This window comes from Pseudophaeobacter sp. 1A16562 (assembly GCF_041008785.1).
Classification (GTDB): Bacteria; Pseudomonadota; Alphaproteobacteria; order Rhodobacterales; family Rhodobacteraceae; genus Phycobacter; species Phycobacter gallaeciensis_A.
Genome location: NZ_JAXGFT010000016.1, coordinates 89467 through 113792 on the forward strand (window position 1 = coordinate 89467; position 24326 = coordinate 113792).

General features: G+C 59.2%; 20 protein-coding genes and 2 pseudogenes. 16 read left to right on the top strand and 6 right to left on the bottom strand.

Annotation, left to right across the window (positions count from 1 at the left end; genetic code table 11):
- Window positions 1–13: 13 nt before the first annotated feature.
- The 13 genes and pseudogenes from SM764_RS19175 to SM764_RS19235 all read left to right on the top strand — a co-directional run.
- Window positions 14–253 (top strand): annotated as a pseudogene (locus tag SM764_RS19175) (transposase); the annotation flags it as partial.
- 370 nt (window positions 254–623) lie between these two features.
- Window positions 624–1412 (top strand): enoyl-CoA hydratase/isomerase family protein, encoded by a 789-nt coding sequence (locus SM764_RS19180; RefSeq protein WP_093455117.1) that lies wholly within the window; start codon window positions 624–626, stop codon window positions 1410–1412.
- Between the two features lie 11 nt (window positions 1413–1423).
- Entirely contained in the window at window positions 1424–2662 is a 1239-nt protein-coding gene (locus tag SM764_RS19185) for a thiolase family protein (protein WP_093455119.1), read from the top strand.
- A gap of 9 nt (window positions 2663–2671) precedes the next feature.
- Entirely contained in the window at window positions 2672–3808 is a 1137-nt protein-coding gene (locus SM764_RS19190; RefSeq protein WP_093455116.1) for an acyl-CoA dehydrogenase family protein, read from the top strand.
- Between the two features lie 11 nt (window positions 3809–3819).
- A complete protein-coding gene (locus tag SM764_RS19195) occupies window positions 3820–4593 on the top strand; it encodes an SDR family NAD(P)-dependent oxidoreductase (protein WP_093455115.1) in 774 nt (257 codons plus the stop codon).
- A 4-nt stretch (window positions 4594–4597) separates the two neighbouring features.
- A complete protein-coding gene (locus SM764_RS19200) occupies window positions 4598–5713 on the top strand; it encodes a CaiB/BaiF CoA transferase family protein (RefSeq protein ID WP_093455118.1) in 1116 nt (371 codons plus the stop codon).
- Window positions 5710–6591 (top strand): branched-chain amino acid ABC transporter permease, encoded by an 882-nt coding sequence (locus SM764_RS19205; RefSeq protein ID WP_093455114.1) that lies wholly within the window; start codon window positions 5710–5712, stop codon window positions 6589–6591. Before SM764_RS19200 ends, SM764_RS19205 begins: the two co-directional genes overlap by 4 nt.
- A 4-nt stretch (window positions 6592–6595) precedes the next feature.
- On the top strand, window positions 6596–7675 hold the full coding sequence (locus SM764_RS19210; RefSeq protein WP_093455113.1) for a branched-chain amino acid ABC transporter permease: 1080 nt from the start codon (window positions 6596–6598) through the stop codon (window positions 7673–7675).
- Window positions 7672–8439: an ABC transporter ATP-binding protein gene (locus tag SM764_RS19215; RefSeq protein ID WP_093455112.1), complete on the top strand. Its 768-nt coding sequence runs from the start codon at window positions 7672–7674 to the stop codon at window positions 8437–8439. The genes SM764_RS19210 and SM764_RS19215 overlap by 4 nt, the downstream gene beginning before the upstream one ends.
- On the top strand, window positions 8436–9206 hold the full coding sequence (locus tag SM764_RS19220; protein WP_093455111.1) for an ABC transporter ATP-binding protein: 771 nt from the start codon (window positions 8436–8438) through the stop codon (window positions 9204–9206). Before SM764_RS19215 ends, SM764_RS19220 begins: the two co-directional genes overlap by 4 nt.
- Window positions 9203–11041: an AMP-dependent synthetase/ligase gene (locus tag SM764_RS19225; RefSeq protein ID WP_244525673.1), complete on the top strand. Its 1839-nt coding sequence runs from the start codon at window positions 9203–9205 to the stop codon at window positions 11039–11041. Before SM764_RS19220 ends, SM764_RS19225 begins: the two co-directional genes overlap by 4 nt.
- Before the next feature lie 20 nt (window positions 11042–11061).
- Window positions 11062–12222, top strand: coding sequence for an ABC transporter substrate-binding protein (locus SM764_RS19230; RefSeq protein ID WP_243614752.1), 1161 nt, complete (start codon window positions 11062–11064; stop codon window positions 12220–12222).
- Window positions 12223–12284: 62 nt separating this feature from the next.
- On the top strand, window positions 12285–12896 hold the full coding sequence (locus SM764_RS19235; protein WP_274861576.1) for a TetR/AcrR family transcriptional regulator: 612 nt from the start codon (window positions 12285–12287) through the stop codon (window positions 12894–12896).
- Window positions 12897–13210: 314 nt separating this feature from the next.
- On the opposite strand, the gene SM764_RS19240 is transcribed toward SM764_RS19235, so the two are convergent.
- The 6 genes from SM764_RS19240 to SM764_RS19265 form a co-directional block, all read right to left on the bottom strand.
- Complete coding sequence (locus SM764_RS19240; RefSeq protein WP_369002497.1) at window positions 13211–14794, bottom strand: PHA/PHB synthase family protein; 1584 nt, start codon at window positions 14792–14794, stop codon at window positions 13211–13213.
- Between the two features lie 380 nt (window positions 14795–15174).
- Window positions 15175–15624 carry a MaoC family dehydratase gene (locus SM764_RS19245; protein WP_161353835.1) on the bottom strand — a complete coding sequence of 150 codons (450 nt, stop codon included), beginning with the start codon at window positions 15622–15624 and terminating at the stop codon, window positions 15175–15177.
- Between the two features lie 25 nt (window positions 15625–15649).
- The gene (locus tag SM764_RS19250) at window positions 15650–17299 is read right to left on the bottom strand and encodes an electron transfer flavoprotein-ubiquinone oxidoreductase (RefSeq protein WP_161353841.1); all 1650 of its coding nucleotides are present in this window, start codon (window positions 17297–17299) and stop codon (window positions 15650–15652) included.
- Between the two features lie 10 nt (window positions 17300–17309).
- The gene (locus tag SM764_RS19255; RefSeq protein WP_161353836.1) at window positions 17310–19094 is read right to left on the bottom strand and encodes an acyl-CoA dehydrogenase; all 1785 of its coding nucleotides are present in this window, start codon (window positions 19092–19094) and stop codon (window positions 17310–17312) included.
- Window positions 19095–19108: 14 nt separating this feature from the next.
- Complete coding sequence (locus tag SM764_RS19260; RefSeq protein WP_161353837.1) at window positions 19109–20035, bottom strand: electron transfer flavoprotein subunit alpha/FixB family protein; 927 nt, start codon at window positions 20033–20035, stop codon at window positions 19109–19111.
- Window positions 20035–20793, bottom strand: a complete 759-nt coding sequence (locus SM764_RS19265; RefSeq protein ID WP_161353838.1) for an electron transfer flavoprotein subunit beta/FixA family protein — start codon at window positions 20791–20793, stop codon at window positions 20035–20037. Before SM764_RS19265 ends, SM764_RS19260 begins: the two co-directional genes overlap by 1 nt.
- Window positions 20794–21658: 865 nt before the next feature.
- Here SM764_RS19265 and SM764_RS19270 point away from each other — a divergent pair.
- The 3 genes and pseudogenes from SM764_RS19270 to SM764_RS22600 all read left to right on the top strand — a co-directional run.
- Window positions 21659–22651, top strand: coding sequence for an IS30 family transposase (locus SM764_RS19270; RefSeq protein WP_274861575.1), 993 nt, complete (start codon window positions 21659–21661; stop codon window positions 22649–22651).
- Window positions 22652–22752: 101 nt separating this feature from the next.
- Window positions 22753–23754 (top strand): IS30 family transposase, encoded by a 1002-nt coding sequence (locus SM764_RS19275; RefSeq protein WP_274861574.1) that lies wholly within the window; start codon window positions 22753–22755, stop codon window positions 23752–23754.
- A gap of 309 nt (window positions 23755–24063) precedes the next feature.
- Window positions 24064–24228: pseudogene (locus tag SM764_RS22600) on the top strand (helix-turn-helix transcriptional regulator); the annotation flags it as partial.
- Between the last annotated feature and the right edge of the window lie 98 nt (window positions 24229–24326).

A 24326-nucleotide genomic window follows, 5' to 3' on the forward strand; every position in this document is an offset into this window, starting at 1 on the left:
TCTCCTATCGCGCCAGCACCGCACCAAGCTTCACAGCACCAACCCCATCGAGCGCCTGAACAAGGAAGTGAAACGGCGCGCAGATGTCGTCGGCATCTTCCCCAACGAGGCATCCATCACCCGCCTAATCGGCGCCGTGCTGTTCGAGCAAAACGACGAATGGCAGACCGCCAGCCGTTATATGATGGTCGAGGCATTCGCACAGATCGACAACGAGGAGACAGACCCAATTCTCAGCATCAAAGCCGCCTGATCATGACCTCGGGCCACCCGACAAATTACACCACGTGCGCGGACACTAACTCCTACTCGTTGCCGCTGTCGGGAGCGGGACCTGTCAGAAATCTGCGATGTGTAGCCGACTGAATTTGTTCGGTGTTGCCTGTTCGGCATTCCTGAAGCGCAAGCACACATGATTACCGACAGGCAGCAATTCCTGTGAGATTTCCTTCGCGAACAACGAGTCTCGCCCGAAAAAGCTGTCACTCTGATTCTCGGTTTTTTACAGGTTTTATGAACCCCCATTCGAGCGTTTCTTCCAAGGTGCTGTAATAGATAAGGAAATTTGATGTTGACAGCGCAGGCTTATTATTACTTACTAGTCAGTAAATAAAGGTGAGCATATGCAACATGTAAATGTCATTTTGGAGACGCGGGGATCGGCGGCCTGGTTGCGCCTGAACAGACCCACCGAGTTGAACGCTCTTTCGCGGGACATGGTTTTGGAGCTTGGGGAGGCGCTTGAGTGCATTCGTCGTGACGAAAAGCTGCGCGTTGTGGTGCTGACCGGCAGCGGCCGGGCGTTCTGTGCGGGCGCTGATCTCAAGGCGGTGCAAGCTGGTCTGTCAAAGGAGCGGTCCGAAGACGGCGATTTCCTTGATGCCGTAGCGGAGGTTTTTCAGATTCTCCGCGATTTTCCCAAACCCGTCATTGGTGGCCTGAACGGCGTGACCGTCGCCGGCGGTCTGGAACTGGCCATGTGCTGCGACGTACTGATCGCCGCAGAAAGCGCGAAGATCGGTGATGCGCATGCCAATTTTGGGGTCTTTCCGGGGGCCGGTGGCGCTGCTGTCCTGCCCTCTCGGATTGGCCTGCCGAACGCTAAATATCTGCTGTTTTCCGGCCGAAGTCTGCCGGCGCGCGATTGGTTGCGCATGGGGCTTGTGCAGGAAGTTGTTGCCGATGATGCGCTTGAGGCTCGTCTGGACACGTTCGCAAGTGATCTGGCTGACAAAAGCCCGCTCGTCCTGTCGCGCATGAAAGCGGTCGCCAACGCGTCAGTAGATATGTCGCAAGCCGAAGCTCTGGTCTGGGAATTGTCGGTCCTGCGCGACCACCTGACATCAAACGACGCTGCCGAAGGGCTGGCGGCGTTTTCGGAGAAACGCAAACCGGTCTTTGCCGGAAACTGATGAGGACCAAGATGGACAAGGTTTACATAACCGGCGTGGCGATGACGCGCATGGGACGCCTGGACGGGGCGACTGTGAAGTCGCTGTCCCGCGAGGCCGTCACCGGGGCCCTGGCTGATGCCGGGATTTCCGCCGGTGCGGTCGAAGCCGCCTATTTCTCGAACGCCACCCAGCGGCATCTGGAAGGCCAGTTGATGATCCCGGGCCAGATCGCCCTGCGCGATATGGGGATCGAGGGCATTCCGGTTGTGAACGTCGAAAACGCCTGTGCCAGCGGATCAACCGCCCTGAACCTGGCGGCGCAGTTTCTGAAGGCAGGCGAAGGAGACGTGGCGTTGGCCGTCGGGGCCGAGAAGATGTGGACTGGTGACAAGGCCAAGATGTTCAGCTTTTTCGACTCGGGCTGGGAACTGGCGACTGCCGAGGAGAATGAAAAACAACTGCTGGCGCTGGGACATGGGATCGATCTGCCGGAAGGCAGCGAGTCCGAAAAACCCTATTCCGTTTTCATGGCCGTCTACGCCGCCTTTGCCCGCGCGCATATGCGCCTCTTTGGGACGACACAGGCGCAATTCGCGGCCATCGCGGCCAAGAACCACATGCATTCGGTGGAAAACGACAAGGCGCAGTTCCGCGATCCCTACACTGTTGGCGACGTGCTGGGCGCGCCGCCGATCACCTATCCGCTGACCCTGCCGATGTGCGCCCCGATGAGCGATGGCGGTGCTGCGGCGGTGCTGATGACCGAAGCGGGCATGAAGCGCCACGGCATTTCCCGAGACCGCGCCATCGAGTTGCGTGCCAGCGTGATCCAGACCGGTTCGGACCGGGATGGCGACGACTTTGAAAACCATCTGACCGCTAAGGCGGCCCGGCGCGCCTATGAGAAGGCCGGGCTTGGGCCCGAGGACGTCTCGGTCGCCGAGGTGCATGACGCCACTGCTGTGGGCGAGCTGATCCAGATCGAAAACCTTGGTCTTTTTCCCTTTGGTGAGGGCGCGGCAGCCTCCGAACGTGGCGAGACCACGATTGGCGGGCGTGTGCCGGTCAACCCGTCGGGTGGGCTGGAGTGCAAGGGCCACCCGATCGGCGCCACCGGTCTGGGGCAGGTCTATGAGCTTGTCAGCCAGCTGCGCGGCGAATGCGGCACGCGCCAGGTCGAAGGGGCAAAGGTGGCAATTGCAGAGAACGGTGGTGGGCTGATCGGGATCGAAGAGGCCGTGGCCTCGGTCCTGATTCTGGCACGATAGGAGAGCGAGATGTTCAAGACCGAAGAACAGACAATGGCCTGCGACATGCTGCGTCGCTTCCTCGATGACCAGATCGAACCGGAATACCTGAAGGTCAAGGATGCGCCGTTTGAAAAAGAGGTGATCCAGGGGTTCCTCACGCAACTGTCCGAATTCGGCCTGACCTCGGCCCCCCATCCCGAAGAGGCGGGTGGCATGGGGCTCGATTGGTCCACGCACCTGATGCTATTCGAAGAGGTCGGCGTCACGGCGATGGACATTGCGTTGCCGATCCTAATCAACGTGGTGGGCGCCGACCTTTTGCTTCGCCTTGGAACCGATGAACAACGCGCGCGCTATATCCCACAGCTTCTGGCGGGTGAGACATCCGTGGCCATCGGCATCTCTGAGCCGGGTGTCGGCTCGGACGTGGCGGCGGTCAAGACACGCGCCCGCAAGGATGGCGGCGATTGGGTGATTTCGGGCGAAAAGACCTGGATTTCGAACGGGCGTTTCGCCGATTTCCTGATCTGCACCTGCAACACCGGCGAGGGGTTGACGCATATCCTGGTCGACCGCAAGGAACACGGGTTCGAAACCCGCGACATCCCCAAGATCGGCCTCAATGCACAGTCGACCTCGCAGGTCTTCCTCGATGAGGTGCGGGTGCCCGTTGAGAACACCATCGGCGCCGAAGGGCGCGGGTTGCAGCAGACGCTGGTCGTGTTCGAACGCGCGCGGGTGCATATGGCGATGTGGGGCATCGCGCTGGCGCGCCGGGCGCTTGAGGAATCGATCCGTTACGCGCAAGAGCGCAACCAGCATGGCAAGCAGATCGCCGGGCATCAGATGATTGCCGACAAGATCGCCACCATGGCAACCGAGATCGACGCCGCGCGCCTGCTGACCCATCGTGCCGCCGGCATGATCGACCGCGATGAACGCTGCGACACGGAATGCGCCATGGCCAAGTGGTACGGCACCGAGATCGCGGTGAACGCCACGCGGCAGGCGGTGCAGATCCATGGCGGCAACGGCGTGACCCGCGAGTTCATCGTCGAACGCCTGGCCCGCGAAGCCATCATCGGGCCGATCCCGGACGGGACCACAGAGATTCAGAAACTGCTGATCGCCCGGTCCCTGACCGGTGTGGCGGCGTTCAAATAGGGGCCCAGGTCATGAAGATAGAAGGCAAGACCATTATCGTGACCGGCGGGGCCTCGGGACTTGGTGCTGCGACGGCAGAATACCTGCACGGGCTGGGTGCACAGGTGGCCATGTTCGACCGCGACATGGAACAGGGCACCGCGCTGGCCGACCGTTTGGGCGCGGACCGGGCCATGTTCCGGCAGGTGGATGTGACCAGCGACGAGCACGTGTCCGAGGCCATCTCGGCTGTGGTCGACCGCTTTGGCGCGCTGCATGTCGCCATCAACTGTGCCGGTGTGGTCAGCCCGATGAAGGTGGTCGACCGCGAGGGCGCACCTGCGTCTCTCGATGCCTTTCGCCGCACGGTCGAGATCAACCTTGTGGGCACGTTCAACGTGATGAGCCAGGCCGCCGCGCGGATGCTGGAAAACCCGCCCGAAGACGGGGAAGAGCGTGGCGTGATCGTCAACATCTCGTCCGGGGCGGCCTATGAAGGCCAGATCGGGCAGACTGCCTATGCCTCGTCCAAGGCCGGTGTGATAGGGCTCAACCTGCCTGCCGCGCGCGAGCTGGGGCCGAAAGGCATCCGTATCAACGCCATCGCGCCGGGACTGTTTGGCACACCGATGGTGATGAGCCTCGGAGATGAGGTCGTCGCCTCGCTCGAAGAAAGCGTCGAGGCCCCCAAGCGGGTGGGCCGGATGGAAGAATTCGCCCATGCCTGCGCTTTTCTGATCGAAAACAGCTACATGAACGGCGCGACCCTGCGTCTGGATGCCGCCACGCGGCTGCGGGCGAGGTGACGAGATGCTGACACGCAACGGTCCCCTCAAAGGTGTTCGGGTCATCGAAATGGCCGGGATCGGGCCTGCGCCCTTTGCGGCCATGCATCTGGCCGACATGGGCGCCGAAGTGGTGCGGATCACGCGCCCCGGTCAGGCTTTCCCCTTGCCGATCGATGAGAAACACAACCTGTTCAATCGCTCGCGGCGCAGTCTGGTGCTCGATCTGCGGCAGGCAAATGATGCTGAAAAGCTCTGGGGGCTGATCGAGCGGGCCGAGATTCTGATCGAGGGCTTCCGCCCCGGCAAGATGGAGAAACTCGGATTCGCTCCAGAGGCGGTTCTGGCACGCAATCCGGCGCTGGTCTATGGCCGCATGACCGGATGGGGACAGACCGGGCCGCTGGCACAGGCTGCCGGGCATGATCTGAACTATGCCGCGATCACGGGCGCGGTTCATGGGCTGGGCGAGGCCGACCGGCCCCCGCCCGCGCCAATGAACCTGATTGCCGATCAGGGTGGTGGCGCGATGATGCTGAATGTCGGCATCCTCGCGGCCCTGACCCATGCGCGCGCAACCGGCGAGGGTCAGGTGGTCGACGCGGCCATGTGCGATGGGGTCAACCTCTTGATGACCATGCAACACGGGCTGGCGGCCGGTGGGGCCTGGAGCGGCGAGCGCGCTGGCGATTTCATCAATGGCGGGGTGGCGTGGTATCGTTGTTACGAAACCGCCGACGGAAAGTTCATATCCATCGGCTGTGTCGAGCCACAGTTCTTTACCGAATTCCTGCGCCTGACCGGGCTGAGCGATGATCCGCGTTTTGCCGACCAATATGCGCCCGAGGCGCAGCCGGCCATGCGCGAGGCCCTGACCGAACTGTTCCTGACCCGGACACAGGCCGAATGGTGCGAGGTGCTGGAAGGCAGCGATGCCTGCTTTGCGCCGGTGGTGCCACTGGCCGAAGCTGCCACACACCAGCACAACCGGGCACGCGAGAGCTTTGTCACCGTGGACGGCATCGAAATGCCCGCCCCGGCCCCCCGATTCTCACAAACCCCGCCAGACATTCCGACAACCGGTGACGCCGGTTTCGTCGAAATGAACGAAATCCTAGAGCATTGGAGGGCCGCCATATGACCGGTCTGAGTTTCGCCGACGCCATACAGCTTTTGCTGGTCGGCCTGTCACAGGGCTGTCTCTACAGCCTGATCGCCATCGGCCTGGTGCTGGTCTACAAGGCTACCGAGCAGGTGAACTTCGCCCAGGGCGAGTTCATGATGCTGGGGGCCTTTGTAGGCTATCAGTTCATCGTGCTTTGGGGGTTGCCTTATTGGCTGGGGGCCTTGCTGACGCTCGTGTTCATGGGCGGGTTCGGTTACGGGGTCGACGCGCTTGTTGTGCGGCGGCTCACCGGGCAGCCGGTGTTCACCGTTTTTATCCTGACGCTGGCGCTGGGAATTGCACTGCGCGCCGTGGCCGGGATTGTATGGGGCTTTGGCAACTATTCGCTGCCTGCCCCGGTTGAGGGCAATCTGACGCTTGGGTCGGTCATCATTGGCTGGTCCAGCGTTCTGGCGATCCTGGTAACCGCCATCGTGGCCAGCGGGCTTTACGCCTTCTTCCGCTATGCCCGCCAAGGCGTGGCGATGCAGGCCTTGTCCCTGAACCAATTGGCGGCCTTTTACATGGGCATCCCCGTCAAGCGCCTGACCTCGTCCATCTGGGCCATGTCCGCAATCTTCGGCGCCATCGCCGGCCTGCTCCTGGGCCCGGTCACGCTGGTCTCGACGCAGATGGGATTTGTCGGCTTCAAAGCCTTTGCCGGCGCCATTGTCGGCGGGTTCGGATCGATCCCCGGCGCCGTTCTGGGCTGTTTGCTGATCGGCGTGACCGAGCCGTTCTTCGACATCATGTTCCCGACGTTCAAGGGCATCGGCGCCTATCTGATCATGTTCGTCGTGCTGCTGATCCGGCCCGAAGGGCTGCTGGCACAAATCTACGCAAAGAAGGTATAGGCTCATGCGCGTTCTTTTCCGCAAATCCTACAAGCAGGACATCCGCCTGTTTCGCGACCGCACACAGGCTTTCTGGTATCTGCTGTTCTTGTGTATCGCGCTTGCCGCCCCGCTGTTCCTTGACGGCTACTTTCTGGACGAATTGTCGTTTGTCTACATCTATGCCATCGCCGGCCTGGGTCTGATGATCCTCACCGGATTCTCGGGACAAGTGAGTTTCGGGCAGGCCGCCTTTGTTGCCATCGGCGCCTATGCTCATACCATCCTGCTCAGCCGCTACGGCGTGCCGTGGATCCTGTCGCTGCCCCTGGCGGCGCTGATCACTGGTTTGGTCGGGCTGGCCATCGGGCGCATCTGCGGGCGCATGCATGGCTTGTATCTCGCCATCGCTACGCTTTCGATTGCTATCGTGACCGAACGGCTGATCGGCGGCGGCGGCGATTTTACCGGCGGACATCGTGGCCTGCCGGTTCCGGGCATCGACATCTTCGGCATCGCCATCGACCAGAGCTGGAAGACCTACCTGTTAAATCTCGCCCTGTTTGTCGGCGCCATTCTGATGACGCGCAACCTGTTGCGCACACGGTCTGGCCGCGCCCTGATCGCGATCCGCGACAGCGAAGTTTCGGCCCGTTCGCTGGGCACGAATGTGGCCTTCTACAAAGCCTATGCCTTCTTCCTGTCGGCGGTGTTCGCCGGTCTGGCTGGTGGGCTTCTGGCGCATGCGTTCTACTACATTACACCGGAAACTTTCGGCATGGGTGAGAGCATTCGCCTGCTTCTTATGATCGTTGTCGGTGGGATCGGCACCATCCACGGGGCCATCTTCGGCGCGTTCTTCATCGTGCTGCTGCCCACCGTCCTGAGTTGGGTCAAGGTGCTGCTTCCCGGGGCCATAGCCACATCCGGCGGGTTCGACAGCCTCGCCTTCGGGATGATCCTTCTTGGCTTCATCCTGTTCGAACCTGATGGGCTCTATGGCCGCTGGGTCAAAATCCATCACTATTTCAACGTCTTCCCGATGTACAAGCGCCGCAGCTTCCAACGTCAGAAGACCTTCCTCAAGACGGAGCGTCTGAAATGAGCTGGCTTGAAGTCGAAAACGTGTCGCTGGCATTCGGTGGGCTGAAAGCCGTCGATAACCTGAGCTTCTCGGTGGAACCGGGCAAGGTATTCACCATCATCGGTCCCAATGGTGCCGGCAAGAGCACGGTGTTCAACCTGATCTGCCGCATCTATGACCCGCTGGAAGGCGATATCCGCTTTGGTGGCGAAAGCCTGCTGGGGGCCAGGCCCCACGAAGTGATCAACCACGGCATCGCCCGCACCTTCCAGAACATCGAATTGTTCGAGCATGCCTCACTTCTGGACAACCTGTTGATCGGCCGGTTCCGGCATGGGCGGTTCTCGCCGCTGAGCGAGCTGTTCTTCCTGCCCGGCCAATTACGCCAGGAACTGGAGCACCGCCGCAAGGCGGAAGAGGTTATCGAGTTTCTCGATCTCGAAGGCTACCGTCACGCCCGCGTCGCCGACCTGCCTTACGGCGTGCGCAAGAAAACCGAGATGGCGCGCGCGCTGGTCGCCAGCCCCGAGATCCTGTTGCTGGATGAGCCCTCCAGCGGGCTGACCACCGAGGAAACCGACGACACCGCCTTTGTGATCGAAGACATCCGCGAGGATCTGGGCATCACCGTGGTGATGATCGAGCACGACATGAAGCTGGTGAACAAGGTCTCGGACAAGGTTCTGGCAATCAACGAAGGCCGCTTCCTGGCCACCGGCAGCGCCTCGGAGGTGCAGGACGACCCGGATGTGCAGGCAGCCTATCTAGGGGGGGAAGCGGCATGAGCGAAGTTCTGAAAGTCCGCAATGTCGAAACCATGTATGGCCGCGTCATGGCGATCCGCGGTGTCAGCCTTTCGGTGCGCGAAGGCACCGTGGTCACGGTCATGGGATCGAACGGCGCTGGCAAGACCACTATCCTGAAAACCATCTCGGGGGCGCTCGACCCGTTCAAAGGTGAGATCACATTCAAGGGTAAGGCCATTACCGGCCTGGATCCGGATGTGATTGCCCGCACCGGTGTGGCCCATAGCCCCGAAGGACGCGAAGTGTTTGCGCTTTTGTCGGTGAAAGACAACCTGATGATGGGTGCCTATTGCCGCAAGGACCGCGACGAGGTGGCGCGCGATTTCGAAAAGGTGCTGGGCTGGTTCCCGGTCCTGCGCGAATTTCTCGACAAGCAGGCGATCTACCTGTCGGGCGGGCAACAGCAGATGGTGGCCCTTGGACGCGCCTTCATGGCACGGCCCAGCCTGATGCTGCTGGATGAGCCGTCGCTGGGTCTCTCGCCCCGGCTGATTTCCGAGATTTTCGCAATCATCAAGCGGATCAATGTCGAGGAAGGCATGACGATGCTGCTGGTGGAACAGAACGCCAGCGTCGCGCTTCCGGCCGCCGATTTCGGCTATGTGCTGGAAACCGGGCGGATCGTCATGGAAGGCGAACGCGACGTGCTGATGAACAGCGCCGATATCCGCGAATTTTACCTTGGCATCAAGGCCGACAGCGCGCGGGGCGACCGCCGCTGGAAAGCAAGGAAGACATGGCGATGAACGACATCTCTACACAAAACTGGACCCCGCCCGTCTTTGAAATCGACGGCTGCGACACACTGCCCAAGCTGTTTCGGCAGAACTGCCGGAAATTCGGGTCTGCGATCGCGATCCGCGAAAGGGATTTCGGCATCTGGGAAGAATACACCTGGACCGACTACTATCACCGGTCCCGGCAGGCAGGTTGTGCGCTGATGGCCTTGGGGGTCGATGCCGGCGACGTCGTGGCGATCATCAGCGAAGACAACAAGGAATGGGTGTTTTCCGATCTCGGCATCCAGTGCATCGGCGCGGTCACCCACGGGCTCTACCCGACCTTGCAGGAAAAACAGGTCGCCTATCAGCTCAACGACAGCGGCGCCAAGGTGTTGTTCGTCGAGGACGAGGAACAGCTCGACAAATACCTGCTGGTACAGGACGAGCTGCCGGGGATTGAAAAGGTCGTTGTCTACGACATGGAAGGCCTGCGCCGGTTTTCTCACGACAAGGTCATGGGATGGGAGGCGTTTCTCGAGCTTGCCGCGGACGGCGCCCCCGAAATGCACGCCGCCTTCGAAACCCGAATTGATGCCGGCAAGGGCGAGGACATCGCCACGCTGATCTATACCTCGGGCACCACCGGCGCGCCGAAGGGCGCGATGATCTCGCACCGGTTCTTTCTGGCGCAGGCCGACAACCACCCGGAAATGCCGCTGGGCCCGGGCGACGAAATCCTGACTTTCCTGCCGCTGTGCCACGCGGCCGAGCGCATCATCTCGGTCGCAACCCCGATCCGGCATGGCATCACCATCAATATTGCCGAAAGCGGTGAGACCTTTAATGCCGACATTCAGGAAGTGGCCCCGACTTTCATCTTTGCCGTGCCGCGGGTGTGGGAAAAGTTTTATTCCCGCATCTCTTTCATCATGAATGACGCCACCGCCTTTGGACGCTTTGCCTATACGCAGGCGCTGAAAGTGGCCGAACGCCGGGCAGATCTGCTGGCTGCGGGCAAACAGGTGCCGCTGGGCCTTTCCCTTTTTCACCGAGCGATCGATTTCCTTGTCCTGCGCAACATCCGCGTGGAACTGGGTCTGGCACGGGCGCATACGATCGTTTCGGGCGCCGCGCCGATCTCGGCCCGACTGCTTCGCTGGTTCAATGCGCTCGGCGTCTCTGTGCAGGAAGCCTATGGACAGACCGAGACTGGCATTGTCACTGCCACGGTTCCAGGCCAATCGCCCATCGGCTCGATCGGGCGGGCCATGCGCGGCGTCGAAGCCAAACTGGCCGAGGATGGCGAGATCCTGATACGCGCGCGGTCAAACTTCTCTGGCTACCTGAGCCAGCCGGAAAAGACCGCCGAGACCATGGTGGATGGCTGGGTGCATACCGGCGATGTCGGCAAGATGGACGACAATGGCGATCTGACCATTCTGGACCGCAAGAAGGACATCATCATCACCGCCGGCGGCAAGAACATCACGCCCTCGCAGCTGGAAAACGAGCTGAAATTCTCGCCCTACATCTCGGACGCGGTGATCATTGGCGACAAGCGCAAGTACCTAACCGTGCTGATCATGATCGACCAGGAAACGGTCGAGAAATACGCACAGGACAAGCGCATCCCGTTCTCGAACTACAAATCGCTCTGCGAAAGCGAGCCGATCATCGAGTTGATTGGCAACGAGGTGGACCGTGCGAATTCCGGATTTTCGCCGGTGGAACAAGTGAAGAAGTTCCGCCTGATCGACGTGCTTCTGACGGCTGAGGATGAGGAACTCACTCCGACGATGAAACTCAAACGCAACGAGGTCGAGCGTAAATACAAAGACCTCATTGAAACTATGTACTGAAACTTGAAAGGGAGGAAATCATGAAGAATTTTGCAACTGCACTGGCGCTCTCCGCGCTGGTCACCGGGGCGGCCATCGCTGGTCCGCAGGGCGTGACCGAAGATAAGATCACGCTTGGCAGCTATACCGATCTCAGCGGCCCGCTGGCTGTCTGGGGTGTGCCCGAAGCCAACGGCCTGCGGATGCGCGTGGACGAGATCAACGCCGCCGGCGGCATCCATGGCCGCCAGCTTGAGATCGTGATCGAGGACATGCAATATCAGGTGCCGCGCGCCATTCAGGCAGCCAACAAACTGTTGCGCCGCGACAAGGTCTTTGCCATGGTCGGCGCGCTGGGAACACCAATGAACCTCGCGGTCATGCCGCAGCAGTTGGAGGCCGGCGTTCCTAACCTGTTTCCCATGACCGCGGCGACCGAGATGGCCGAGCCGCTGCATCCAATGAAATACGCCTTCTTCCGCAGCTATACCGAGCAGTTCCGAGCGGCGGTTGCCTATTTTCATGAGAACGGCGGGTTTGTGACTCCCTGCGTGTCGCAGATCGCCAACGAGGCGGGCGAGTCGATGACGCTTGGCGTCGAACAGCAGCTACATGAATACGGCATGGAGATCGTTGCAAAAACCGAGCATGCGGCCACAGAGACCGACATGGTGTCTTCGGTCACGACCTTGAAGAATGCAGGCTGCGACATCGTCTTCAACGCCGGCAGCGTCAAGGACACGATCTTGACCGTTGCCACCTCAAAGAAGCTCGGTTTCGAACCGATCTTCGTCACGGGCATGATCCCCTACATGGATGCCGTGGCCAAGGCGGCAGACGGTGCAATGGAAGGGCTCTATCTGGTTTCGCCCTTCGTCTTCGCCGATGTCGCGACTTCGGAAGGCGAGGCCAAACGCATCCTGGAAACCTATGCAGAGACCTATGGGACAAAAATGGAGCCGCAGGCGCAGTTGGGCTATATTTTCATCGATTTGCTGGCCGAGGCGCTTGAAGCGGCAGGCCCCGAACTGACCACCGAAGGCTTCTTGGCTGCGATCGAGGCGATCAATGGCTATGTCGATCCGATCGGCGGCCAAACAATCAGCTTTGGCCCCGAAGATCACCAGGGGGTGGAAACGCTGATTCTGGCCAGGGTTGAAAACGGCTCCTGGACCGTTGCAGCCCGGGGCCTCGACTACTAATCTCGCCAACATGTCGGGCGGGAAGTTCTCTCGCCCGGCGCACAATTTATAGTGAGGGAAATGTGCCTGCGATCCAATGGCATAAAAAGACAAAAGACGTCGAGGAACAGCAGGAACTTAAACGCCGCGCAGTTTTGGATGTCGCGGCGAGTCTGTTCTCGTCGGTCGGCTACAAGAAAACCTCGCTCGATGATATCGCCGCTGAACTGGACCTGACCAAGCCTGCACTGTATTATTACGCCCGCAACAAGGAAAACATCCTAATGCAGTGCGCACTGGTTTCCCTGGAAAGGGTCGGTCTGTGCTTTGACGCGGCCCAAAGGTCAACTGGCAATGGCCTTGACAGGGTTCATGTGTTTTTTCGTTCCTACGCTGCATTGGTTGTGAGCGATTTCGGTTCCTCATTGATTCGCGAGGCGCGCCGCAACCTCACGGGCAAGAATCAGGAAAAACTGCGCCAAACCTTGCGCGACGGTCAGGAATTCCTTGAAGAGGTCATCGAGGCAGGTATCAAGGATAAGTCAATCCGCGAATGCTCGCCTAAAAGGCTCGCCCAGGTTCTGTTCTCGGCCTTCAACCAGATGCCGGAGTGGTACGATCCCGACGGTCCGGAACCTCCCGAGGTTATTGCCAACCAGATCCTTGAACTTGTCAGCGATGGAATACGAGCCTAGCGCACCCAATGCTGTGTTTTTGCGCTCAATTTCGGCATACAACCAGACCAGTCACAGTCGGGATTTCGGAATGCCGGTTGATTGGGGGGCAATTCATTCGGTGAAATCTGACGAAGATCGTTGCCCTGCCCACATATGCACAGGAGTATCCGCTACCGGCCATTTGATTATGCCGAGGAATGCAAGACGTTTGATGCTTGGTTCAATAGGGATAGGATTTCCGGTCGTTCCGCTTCACGAGGGATGGCGTTCAGGTTTCGCGGCGATTTCCGGCAGTACCGAACGACCACATATCCCTGTCATGGAACGCGGTCTCAATTCGCCCGAACGTAGCTTCCCGGTGCCGGCTCGATGGATTTGTACTTTCCGCGGTTGACGGGCTTTCGAGGCTTGACGGTCTTGCCGTCTTTGGCCTCGAGCCAGTCCGCCCAGTAGGGCCACCACGACCCCGGCATTTCCGTGGCCTTGGTCAGAAAATTCGCTGGTTCTGGCGGATAGGTGTCGCTTTTTCTGAAACCGTATTTGGCACGTTCGGTCGGGGGGTTGATGACTCCGGCAATATGGCCCGAGCCGCCAAGGACAAATTCAACCTCGCCGCCGAGTATCTGCGTCGCTGGATAAATCGAGGTCCAGGGGGCGATGTGATCCTCGGACGTGGCAAGTACGAAAACCGGCGTTTCGATCTTGCTCAGATCGATCTTGACACCGTTCATTTCCAATCCACCGGGCTGGCGCAGCCGGTTCTCTAGATAGACCTCTTTGAGATACCAAAGCAGCATGGCCGCAGGCAGTCGTGTGGAATCCGAATTCCAATACAAAAGGTCGAAAGCCCGGGGTTTCCGACCGCGCAGGTAATTGGCCTCGAAGAACGACCAGATCAAATCGTTCTCGCGAAGCATCGAGAACATGTCCTGCAAGTGATAGGCTTCAAGATAGCCTTTCTCTTCCATATGCGCACGCAGGACTTCCAGCCGGTTTTCATCGACGAAGACGCCGATTTCGCCCACGTCCTTGAAATCGACCATGGTGGCCAGTGTCGTGGCGGAATTGACCCGGTCATCACCAATGGCTGCGAGGTAAGCCAGCGTTGCCGTCACCAGGATGCCACCAATGCAGAAACCGAGGATATTGGCCTTTTCTTCGCGGGTGATGTCGCGAATGGCATCAAGCGCGGCCAGCGGTCCGAGTTTCATGTAATCAGCAAAATCCTTGTCCGCGTGATCGCTGGTCGGGTTGACCCAGGAAATCACGAACACGGAATGCCCCCGATCCAGCATGTAGCGCACCAGGCTGTTCTTCGGCTGCATGTCCAGAATGTAGAACTTGTTGATCCAGGCCGGGACAAACAGGATTGGCACACTGTGCTGGTCCGGTGTGCGCGGATGGTACTGGATCAGCTGCATCAGGTCGTTTTGAAACACAACCTCGCCTTCTGTCGTGCCAAGATCCTTTCCGACCGTGAACGCCGACGGATCGTTCGTCGCGATGTCCAGGCGCCCCTCACCGCGCTCGAGATCGTCGAGCATTTTGGACAATCCTTCCCGAAAACTCGCACTGTTGGTTTCAGTGAACATCTTACGCGCCGGAGCGTTGGTCAGCAGGTAGTTACTGGGCGACAGTGCGCTCATCATCTGCCGCGTGTAGAATCTGACACGCATATAATCTCTGGAATTTTTTGGAAGCTCTTCCAAAAGGTCATTGGTCGCGCCTTCAATCGCCAGGAACACATCGCGATAGGCTCGCGATATCGGGTCCTTTTCCCAACTCGGATCGCTGAAACGGCGATCTCGCACACCGCTTTCTTCATCGGGGCCTTGCAGTATCGCCTTCCACGAAGACTGGATCGCCATGCTGGCCTTTATCTGTGCATCAACCAGCTTGCCCGGCTCCTGCAGCATGTCGGCCCAGAAGGTTCCATAGGCTTTGGCAAGTGTCTTGGCGTCGATCAGGGAATACTCTGACCCGCTGGCCTTTTTGAGGGCCCGCACGTGCAGCTGTGACAGCACTTTTGTCGTGCGCAGGGTCAGATCCTGCATTTCCGTTGCGGCCTTTGCTGTGTCGGCTGTGTCGTTCGTTTTAGTCCACTGTGTCATCATCCGAGTCCCATCATGTCAAGTTTGTCTTTCTGGCGCATCCAAGCGGCAACGCCGTCCTGTCAAGCAACCCCAGGAACGTCGTGATACCCACGATGTCCTCTTTGTCGTCGTGGCGGCTGGTGGAATGTTCAGTCACAGGGGACACAATTTAAGTGGCTGACTAAAGGATCGTCGGCCATATCCTACGCGGCTTTTGTGCCCCGTTTGGCGCTGGAGGTCAGCTTGACAGTGGCCTCGCCGTCCACCACGACCTGCCCGCGGACGCGGCAGGTTGTTCTCAAGTTCGCGCGGCAGCGCTCGGTCTCGATTGTTTCGACAATCACTTCAGCGTGAACTGTGTCTCCTGGACGCACAGGTGCCACAAAATTCATCTCCTGCGAGATATAGATTGTTCCGGGCCCGGGTAGTTTGTTGGCAATCGCCGCGGAGATAGTGCTGGCGGTAAGAAACCCATGCGCGATCCGGCCATTGAACGGTGTGGTTTTGGCAAACTCATCATTGATGTGAATGGCGTTGTTGTCGCCGGATGCCCCGGCAAAGAGAACAATGTCGGCGTCGGTGATGGTTTTCGAGAACGTGGCGGTCATGCCCGGTTCGAGATCTTCGATGTCATATCCGTTCAGCTCGTTCATAGTGCGGTTCTCCTGATTTAGGCATTTACATGTTCGGATAATTTGGTCCGTCGCCGCCCTGCGGCGTGACCCAGTTGATGTTCTGGCTTGGGTCCTTGATGTCACAGGTCTTGCAGTGCACGCAGTTCTGGAAATTGATCACGAAGCGCGGGTCGCTGCCGTCTTCCTCGACCACCTCGTAGACGCCGGCCGGGCAATAGCGCTGTGCCGGTTCGCCGTATTTTGGCAGGTTGACCGAGATCGGCAATTTGTCATCACCCAGCTGCAGGTGGCTTGGCTGACTTTCCTCGTGATTGGTCATCGCAAACGACACGTTGGTCAGCCGGTCAAAGCTCAGCTTGCCATCGGGTTTTGGATAATCGATCACCTTGTGCTTGCTGGCCTCTTCGGTGGCCGCCGCATCGGTCTTGCCATGTTTCATCGTGCCAAAGAGCGAAAAGCCCAGCGTGTTGGTCCACATGTCCAGACCGCCCAGCGCCAGCGAGGGCAGCATCCCCCATTTCGACCACATCGGCTTGACGTTGCGCACCTTTTTCAGATCCTTGCCGATGGCGCCGCCCCGCACGTCGTCCTCATACGCCGTCAGCTCATCACCCGACCGCTCGACCTTAATCGCGTCAAACGCCGCCTCGGCCGCGGCCTTGCCGCTGAGCATCGCGTTGTGATTACCCTTGATCCGCGGCACGTTGACCATGCCCACCGAACAGCCCAACAGCGCTACACCGGGTGCCACCATTTTCGGCATCGACTGGTATCCGCCTTCGGAAATCGCCCGTGCGCCATAGGCCACGCGTTTGCCGCCTTCCAGCAGTTCGGCCACCATCGGGTGATGCTTGAAGCGCTGGAATTCCATATAGGGGAAGAGATGCGGGTTCTTGTAGTTCAGGTGCACCACGAACCCGACATAGACCTGGTTGTTCTCGAGGTGATAGATGAACGACCCGCCCCCGGCATTGCCTCCCAGCGGCCAGCCCATGGTGTGGGTCACCTCACCCTCGTTGTGCTTGTCCGGGTCGATCTCCCAGATCTCTTTCATGCCGATGCCGAATTTCTGCGGCTCCTTGCCCTTCGACAGGTCGTATTTGGCAATCACTTCCTTGGCCAGTGACCCGCGCACGCCCTCGGACAGAAACACGTACTTGCCGTGCAGCTCCATGCCGGGCTCATAGGCCGGCCCCGGTGTGCCATCGGCTTCCTTGCCGAACTCACCGGCCACAACACCCTTCACGCCGCCGTTTTCGTCATAAACCAGCTCGGAACAGGCCATGCCGGGGAAAACCTCGACGCCCAGCTCCTCGGCCTGCTCGGCCATCCAGCGACAGACATTGGCCATGCTGACGATGTAGTTGCCGTGGTTGTTCATCAGCGGCGGCATCGGAAACCCCGGCACCCGGATCTGACCGGCCTCGCCCAGCATGTAGAACTTGTCGGAGGTCACCGGGACGTTTAGCGGCGCGCCCTTTTCCTTCCAGTCGGGGATCAGCGCCTCGAGCCCCGAGGGATCGAGTACTGCGCCGGACAGGATATGCGCCCCCACTTCCGAACCCTTTTCCAGCACCACCACGTCAAGCGAACTGTCGAGCTGCTTGAGACGGACCGCGGCGCTCAGACCCGCAGGCCCCGCGCCGGCGATCACCACATCATATTCTATCGTTTCTCGTGCAGATCCAGACATCTCAATGACCTCACGCAACGCTGTGCAGATCAGAGGGTGCCAGCGCCAGAACGCTCGACGCACCATCCGTCGCCGCGCTCAGCCGTGCCAGCGCCTCGGGGAAGACTTGCTGCGCATAGAATTCCGCCAGCCGGATCTTGGCGCCGGCATGGTCGGATTGGCCACCCGCGGCAGGTTCCCCAGCGGCAGCAAGCGCCGCATCGCCCAAGGCCCAGGCGCCCAGCGAAAGGCCGAAGAGCTCTAGCACGTTCATTGCCGACGCGGCCTGCGTATGTGCGGTTTCCTTACCCGCATCAAGCAGCCATCTTGTAGCGGTTTCCACCGTATCGGCAGCGTGCGAAACGCTGCGCGACAAGAGCGTCCAATCACCGTGCGGGCTGCTCTCGCAGGCAAGTTCCGCCGCGCTCAATCGCATGTCGTCGATGATTTCCTGAACCGCCGCACCGCGGTCGCGCAGGATCTTGCGCCCGGTCAGGTCGAGTGCCTGAATGCCCGTGGTACCCTCGTAGATCGTGGTGATCCGGGCGTCGCGCAGGTGCTGTGCTACACCGGTTTCCTCGATATAGCCCATGCCACCATGAACCTGAATGCCAAGCGAGGCGGTCTGGATCGACATCTCGGTCGAACAGCCTTTGACAACCGGGATCAGTAGATCAACCCGGCGCTGTGCACGGTCCCGGGCCTCGGGGTCGACGGCGCGATGCGCAAAATCCAGCGCCGCCGCGGCGCGGTAGGCGAGAATGCGGGCGGCTTCGGTGCGGCTCTTCATGATACCCAGCATGCGGCGAACATCTGGATGGTGAATGATTGCGGCCGACCCCTCGACCCCGTCAACCTTGCCCTGCCGGCGGTCGGCTGCATACGCCGCCGCGTCCTGGCAGGCATGTTCGGCAACGCCGATGCCCTGGATTCCCACATTGAGCCGGGCGTTGTTCATCATCGCGAACATATACTCCAGTCCACGGTTGACCTCGCCCACAAGGTAACCGACGGCGCCACCGCTATCTCCAAATGACAACGTGCATGTCGGGCTGGCATGAATACCCAGCTTGTGCTCAATCGAAACGCAGTGCACGTCATTGGGAGCGCCATCTGGCATCACCTTCGGTACAACGAAGAGCGAGATGCCTTTGACGCCCGCCGGAGCATCAGGCAGTCGGGCCAGCACGAGGTGGATGATGTTGTCAGTAAGGTCATGCTCGCCGTAAGTTATGAAGATCTTCTGGCCGCTGATCCGGTAGCAATCGCCCTCGGGCACCGCCTTTGACCGTATCGCGGCCAGATCAGACCCTGCCTGCGGTTCTGTCAAGTTCATGGTTCCGGTCCATTCGCCGCTCACCAGTTTGGGCAGGTAGGTCTCTTTCAAGGTGTCCGAAGCATAGCATTCAAGCGCCTCGATCGCGCCCTGGGTCAGCATCGGGCAGAGCTGGAATGCCATGTTGGCGCCGTGGAACATCTCCTGGATGCAGGCATTGACCACGAAGGGCAGACCCATGCCACCGTATTCGGGGCTTGCCGACGGGCTGTTCCAGCCCATCTCGACCAGCATGTCGTAGACGGTTTTCCAGCCTTCGGGCATGGTCACCCGGCGATCTTCAAAACCCAGACCGGCGAGGTCGCCGGACCGGCTGAGCGGCGACAGTTCTAGGCCGGCATATTTGGCGGCTTCCTCGAGGATCGCGTCCACCATATCCGGCGTTGCCTCTTCAAGGCCAGGCAACTGGCTGATCGCGTCGAGATCACAAAGCTTGCGCAGAACGAAACGCATGTCCTGAAGGGGGGCGGTATAGGTCATTTTCTGACTCCAGATCAGAGCTTTTCGATCAATTCCGGCACGGCGGTGAACAGGTCGGCGACCAGTCCGAAATCCGCGACCTGGAAGATCGGGGCCTCTTCGTCCTTGTTGATGGCAACGATGACCTTGGAGTCCTTCATGCCGGCGAGGTGCTGGATCGCACCCGAGATGCCGACCGCAACATAGAGGTCCGGGGCCACGACCTTGCCGGTCTGGCCGACCTGCCAGTCGTTGGGGGCATAGCCCGAATCGACCGCCGCGCGCGACGCGCCGACAGCGGCGCCTAGCTTGTCCGCGAGGGCTTCGATCAGTTTGAAGTCCTCTTCGGAACCGACACCGCGGCCACCCGAGACCACGACGCCTGCCGAGGTCAGTTCAGGTCGATCGCTTTCGGCGACCTTGTCCTCGACCCATTCGCTGAGGCCGGGATTGTCACCCGCCGAGATGGTTTCGATCGGGGCCGAACCACCGTCACCGGCCGCATCAAAGGTCGAGGTGCGGAAGGTGACGACCTTTTTGGCATCGTTCGAGCGGACCGTCTGCACGGCATTGCCGGCATAGATCGGGCGTTCGAACGTGTTGCCGTCAACCACGCCCGAGGCATCTGAGATCACCATCACGTCCAGCAGTGCGGCAACACGCGGCATCACGTTCTTGGCGTCGGTGGTGGCGGGCGCAACGATATGCTCGTAATCACCGGCCAGCGACACGATCAGCGCAGCGGTGGATTCCGCCAGGCGGTGGCCGAGGCTTGCGTCTTCGGCGACCAGCACTCTGGACACGCCGTCGATCTTGGCGGCGGCTTCGCCCGCGGCGGCGGCAGAGCCCCCGGCACAGAGCGCGGTCACGTCACCCAGGGCCTTGGCGGCGGTCACGGCCTTGGCGGTGGCGTCCAGCGACAATTCGCCATTGTTCACTTCGGCAAGGAGAAGAACAGCCATTACACAGCCCCCGCTTCTTTGAGTTTCTCGACCAGTTCGTCGACCGAGCCGACGATGATCCCAGCGGCGCGGGCCTCGGGTTCGGCCGTGCTGACGATTTCCAGGCGCGGGGCGACTTCGACGCCGTAATCGGCGGCGGTTTTTTCGTCCAACGGCTTTTTCTTGGCCTTCATGATATTCGGCAGCGAGGCATAGCGCGGTTCGTTCAGGCGCAGGTCGACGGTGACGATGGCCGGCATTTTGACCTTGATAGTTTGCAATCCGCCGTCGACTTCGCGGGTCACGTTGGCGCTGTCGCCGTCGATCTCCAGTTTGGAGGCGAACGTCGCCTGTGCCCAACCCGTGAGCGCCGCAAGCATCTGCCCGGTGGCGTTCATGTCATTGTCGATGGCCTGTTTACCGCACAGAACGATACCTGGCTGTTCTTCGTCGATCACCGCTTTCAGCAGCTTCGCCACGGCGAGGGGTTCGATGTCGGTATGCACATCGTCGGCGGCGACAATCAGGATCGCCCGGTCGGCCCCCATGGCCAAAGCTGTCCGCAGCGTTTCCTGCGCCTGCTTTACGCCGACCGAGACCGCAATGATCTCTTCGGCTTTGCCGGCCTCTTTCAGTCGGATCGCCTCCTCGACGGCAATTTCGTCAAACGGATTCATCGACATTTTCACGTTGGCGAGATCAACGCCCGATCCGCCCGCTTTGACGCGAACCTTCACGTTATAGTCGATCACGCGTTTGACAGGCACCAGCACCTTCATTATGAGGCTCCTTTTTTTGATGTTCGGCCATCGGGAAGTGTCCGATGGGAAACGCGACTTCACTTGGTAGTTTCGTTCAGCTTCCAGAGATTGTTCACCACGTCACTGCCATCTTCGAAAACCCGGTTTAATGTGTTTTCAACTTGCCAAATGCAGCTGATTTTGTGGCTCGCCTTTTTGGCGCCCATGCCAACAATCGACGCAACCGCCACCGGGTACCTTGCTTGTAAGGTACATGTGGACGAGGTGTTTGTAGCTCTTGCTGTCCTTGATCCCCTTCAGGCTGAGGCTTTCCAATTGGGTGGACGACGTGCGGCAGCTGGCATCGCATGTCTTCGATCACAATCCTGAGCTGGCAGCCCTGGTTACAGCCTGCAGCAATGATTTCGTCAACGCGCACCAGATCGGCGACCCCTTTGGTTCCAAGACGACAGTTTTTTTGTCAGCATTTAGGTTTCCTTTTTACTGACTAGTAAGTAATAAATAGCTGAAGCAGTCAACAAAAAATATTGACGCTTTTTCATAAGCTTGGGGATAGCTATCAGAAGAAGCGGGTGCTTTGCCGCGTTCAAACGAGAATCAGAAGTAGTGTGTTATCGTGCCAAGCACATTGTCCGTTCAATATATGCGTTGCGGTCTGTGAACTCTCGTTTCTGCTTGCGCCCGCTCAGTGCCGGTCGGGAACAAGGGAAAAGCACATTTGCGACCCATCGGCTTTAGCCAAAAAAAGACGGGCTCTCGAATTCCCGAGGATCGCAAATACTTAACATAATTTCAATTATGCGATTTCTATCAAACCCCAGGGCACATTCTAAACTGGGTTGCGACAAATCCCCTATCTTGCTGAAAAGCAAGGAGAACGGACATGGCCCACACAGAGCTGGATTTACGTGAAAGACGCGCAATCGAAGACATGCTGAATGCAAAAGTGCCGGTGAGCAAGATCGCAGCGGAGATCGGCAGGCATCGCTCGACCGTGTATCGCGAGATCAAGCGGAACTATTTTGTCGACGATGAGCTGTCGTATCTGAACGGATACTACGGAATGAATGCTCAGAAATACGCATCCGATCGACGCGCACGGCGTCGCAAATTGATCCGACTTGTTGATCTGCGGTCCCATGTCATCGCTCAGTTGAAGATCGGCTGGACGCCGGAACAGATCGCTGGACGCCTCGGTTTTGATGGCCAGCCCGTGCGCGTCAGTCACGAGACGATCTACGCTTATGTCTACAGCGCTGAAGGCCAATCTGAGCAACTGGCGCGTCATCTGCCCAGTCGAAGAAAGAAACGGCAGCCACGCTACGCCAGACGGCCCAGAGGCCAGGTATTTCCACCGGATCGGTCCATTCATCAACGCCCGGACTATGTGAAGACGCGTGAGACTTTCGGCGAGTGGGAAGGCGATCTGATGATCTTTGAACGTTCTCAAGGCACCATGAATGTCGCCTCACTGGTCGAACGCAAGACCCGGTTTGCCGTCCTGTTCCGCAACAACGACCGCAGCTCGACGCACTTTATCAACAAGCTGATGGACATCATGGAACCCCTGCCCCAGCCAGCCCGTCGCTCCATCACCTTTGATAGAGGCTTCGAGTTCCGCGAGTGGCGCAAGTTAAAGTCCGGCATCGGCACCGACAGCTGGTTCTGCGATCCGCAAGCCCCATGGCAGAAAGGATCCGTCGAGAACCTGAACAAGCGGGCGCGACGATATCTCCCCCGAGACACCCAGCTCGCAGCGCTCTCAAATCGCACTATGAAGGCGATTTGTGACTACCTCAACGGAACGCCCAGAAAGTGCCTCGGCTGGCGCACCCCGACCGAAGCGTTCAGAGAAGAGATGATGAAACTGAGATAGCGGAAACCGTCGCAACGACCCTTGAGCCATCACAGGCACACGCTACCCTCAACTGCGACTCTTGTTAGAAAACAGTAGTTTATCTGACGAGAGGAATCGCTATGGGAACGTCTTACACGCAATTGAGTATCACAGAACGACGCAAAATAGAACGCTGGAGGCACGCTAAAGTCCCCGTTGACGAAATGGCACGGGTTTTGAAGCGCTGCAGGTCGACGATATTCCGCGAATTAAAGCGCAATCATTTCTCAGATGAGAGCATGCCGAAAAACGATGGGTATTACGGTGCAGCAGCGCATTTGATGCAGGCGGATCGTCGTGCACGGGACCGTAAGCTCATCAAATATCCAGAACTTTGTCAGCGTGTCATTGAGCGGATCAAAGACGGCTGGACGCCCGAGCAGATCAGCAACCGCATGATCCAAGAACGAGCAAAGCCGCGCGTGTGCCAAGAAACGATCTATCGCTACATCTATTCACGCGAAGGCCAGCGCGAGGATCTATGGTGGTACCTGCCAACGCATCGCGTCGCCCGACGTCCTCGACGCACCCGCCGACGTCGAGAACCCAAATTCCACCGTGATGTCAGCATTCTGTTCCGCCCCGATGACGTGGCCCACCGACGTCAATTCGGTCATTGGGAGGGCGATTTGATGCTGTTCAAACAAAAGCTTGGGCAGGCAAACGTCACTTCGCTTGTTGAACGCGTCAGCAGGTTCACGGTGATCCTTAAAAACCCGAACAAGCGCACCAAACCCGTGATGGAAAAGATCGTTGAGGCGATCAAAGACCTGCCCCATCCAGCGCGCAGATCGATCACCTTTGATCGTGGTTCTGAGTTTATGAACTGGCCACATCTACAAGCTGAGATTGGCACGCAAGCCTGGTTCTGTGATCCGTCCTCTCCGTGGCAAAAAGGAACGGTCGAGAACACGAACCGGCGTGCTCGGCGCTGGCTGCCTAGAAAACGTGATATCCGCTCAATGACGGATCAGGACATGAAAGAGATCTGTGACAGACTGAATAATACGCCCCGAAAATGCTTGGGATGGAAAACGCCTGCAGAGGTGTTCCGTGAAAAGATGATGGAGGAAATGCGATGAACCCCCTACCCTGAACCCAACACGAGTCGCGGTTCAAGTGGTGCGCACACAAATTTCGCTGTAGAATTCGCCCTTTACCTCCTCCCTGTGGGCGAATTCCTAGCGGCACCGGTATTGCCGGTGCCGCCCTTTTCCGAAAGAACGATTGAACGGCCCATTATGTTTGCGAGACGGATCATCCCGTGACCTGCGCATCGGCAGGCATCCCAGTCCGGCGATCTCGCGCCGTTCCAAGAATTCTTCTCTGCACCTCCGAATGTAACATATATCGCGTGGCGATATTTCGCGCAGCGTGTCCGTTTCGAGGGCATGAACTTGCGGGACCGAGTAGCACTGAACATCCAGGAATTGAGACGCGCCCGCGGCCTCAGCCAGGAGGAGCTTGCTCATCGGGCCGACGTGAGCCGCGGCCATATGGGCAAGGTCGAGAACGCCAAGTTCGCGGCCTCCCTCGGGCATTGCCAACTTATTTGCACCCGGCTGAATGCGGCCTGCTCCGCGCCCGTCATGCGGTCATCTCGAGTGCGTAGCCGTTCCAAAGATCAAAGGCATCGGATCGGGCGTGGCGGTAC

What these genes read in the sequence shown, in the direction of transcription:
- SM764_RS19180 (WP_093455117.1), top strand. Translation starts at nt 624, where the DNA reads ATGCAACATGTAAATGTCATTTTGGAGACGCGGGGATCGGCGGCCTGG.
- SM764_RS19185 (WP_093455119.1), top strand. Translation starts at nt 1,424, where the DNA reads ATGGACAAGGTTTACATAACCGGCGTGGCGATGACGCGCATGGGACGC.
- SM764_RS19190 (WP_093455116.1), top strand. Translation starts at nt 2,672, where the DNA reads ATGTTCAAGACCGAAGAACAGACAATGGCCTGCGACATGCTGCGTCGC.
- SM764_RS19195 (WP_093455115.1), top strand. Translation starts at nt 3,820, where the DNA reads ATGAAGATAGAAGGCAAGACCATTATCGTGACCGGCGGGGCCTCGGGA.
- SM764_RS19200 (WP_093455118.1), top strand. Translation starts at nt 4,598, where the DNA reads ATGCTGACACGCAACGGTCCCCTCAAAGGTGTTCGGGTCATCGAAATG.
- SM764_RS19205 (WP_093455114.1), top strand. Translation starts at nt 5,710, where the DNA reads ATGACCGGTCTGAGTTTCGCCGACGCCATACAGCTTTTGCTGGTCGGC.
- SM764_RS19210 (WP_093455113.1), top strand. Translation starts at nt 6,596, where the DNA reads ATGCGCGTTCTTTTCCGCAAATCCTACAAGCAGGACATCCGCCTGTTT.
- SM764_RS19215 (WP_093455112.1), top strand. Translation starts at nt 7,672, where the DNA reads ATGAGCTGGCTTGAAGTCGAAAACGTGTCGCTGGCATTCGGTGGGCTG.
- SM764_RS19220 (WP_093455111.1), top strand. Translation starts at nt 8,436, where the DNA reads ATGAGCGAAGTTCTGAAAGTCCGCAATGTCGAAACCATGTATGGCCGC.
- SM764_RS19225 (WP_244525673.1), top strand. Translation starts at nt 9,203, where the DNA reads ATGAACGACATCTCTACACAAAACTGGACCCCGCCCGTCTTTGAAATC.
- SM764_RS19230 (WP_243614752.1), top strand. Translation starts at nt 11,062, where the DNA reads ATGAAGAATTTTGCAACTGCACTGGCGCTCTCCGCGCTGGTCACCGGG.
- SM764_RS19240 (WP_369002497.1), bottom strand. Translation starts at nt 14,794, where the DNA reads ATGCTGCAGGAGCCGGGCAAGCTGGTTGATGCACAGATAAAGGCCAGC.
- SM764_RS19245 (WP_161353835.1), bottom strand. Translation starts at nt 15,624, where the DNA reads ATGAACGAGCTGAACGGATATGACATCGAAGATCTCGAACCGGGCATG.
- SM764_RS19250 (WP_161353841.1), bottom strand. Translation starts at nt 17,299, where the DNA reads ATGTCTGGATCTGCACGAGAAACGATAGAATATGATGTGGTGATCGCC.
- SM764_RS19255 (WP_161353836.1), bottom strand. Translation starts at nt 19,094, where the DNA reads ATGACCTATACCGCCCCCCTTCAGGACATGCGTTTCGTTCTGCGCAAG.
- SM764_RS19260 (WP_161353837.1), bottom strand. Translation starts at nt 20,035, where the DNA reads ATGGCTGTTCTTCTCCTTGCCGAAGTGAACAATGGCGAATTGTCGCTG.
- SM764_RS19265 (WP_161353838.1), bottom strand. Translation starts at nt 20,793, where the DNA reads ATGAAGGTGCTGGTGCCTGTCAAACGCGTGATCGACTATAACGTGAAG.
- SM764_RS19270 (WP_274861575.1), top strand. Translation starts at nt 21,659, where the DNA reads ATGGCCCACACAGAGCTGGATTTACGTGAAAGACGCGCAATCGAAGAC.
- SM764_RS19275 (WP_274861574.1), top strand. Translation starts at nt 22,753, where the DNA reads ATGGGAACGTCTTACACGCAATTGAGTATCACAGAACGACGCAAAATA.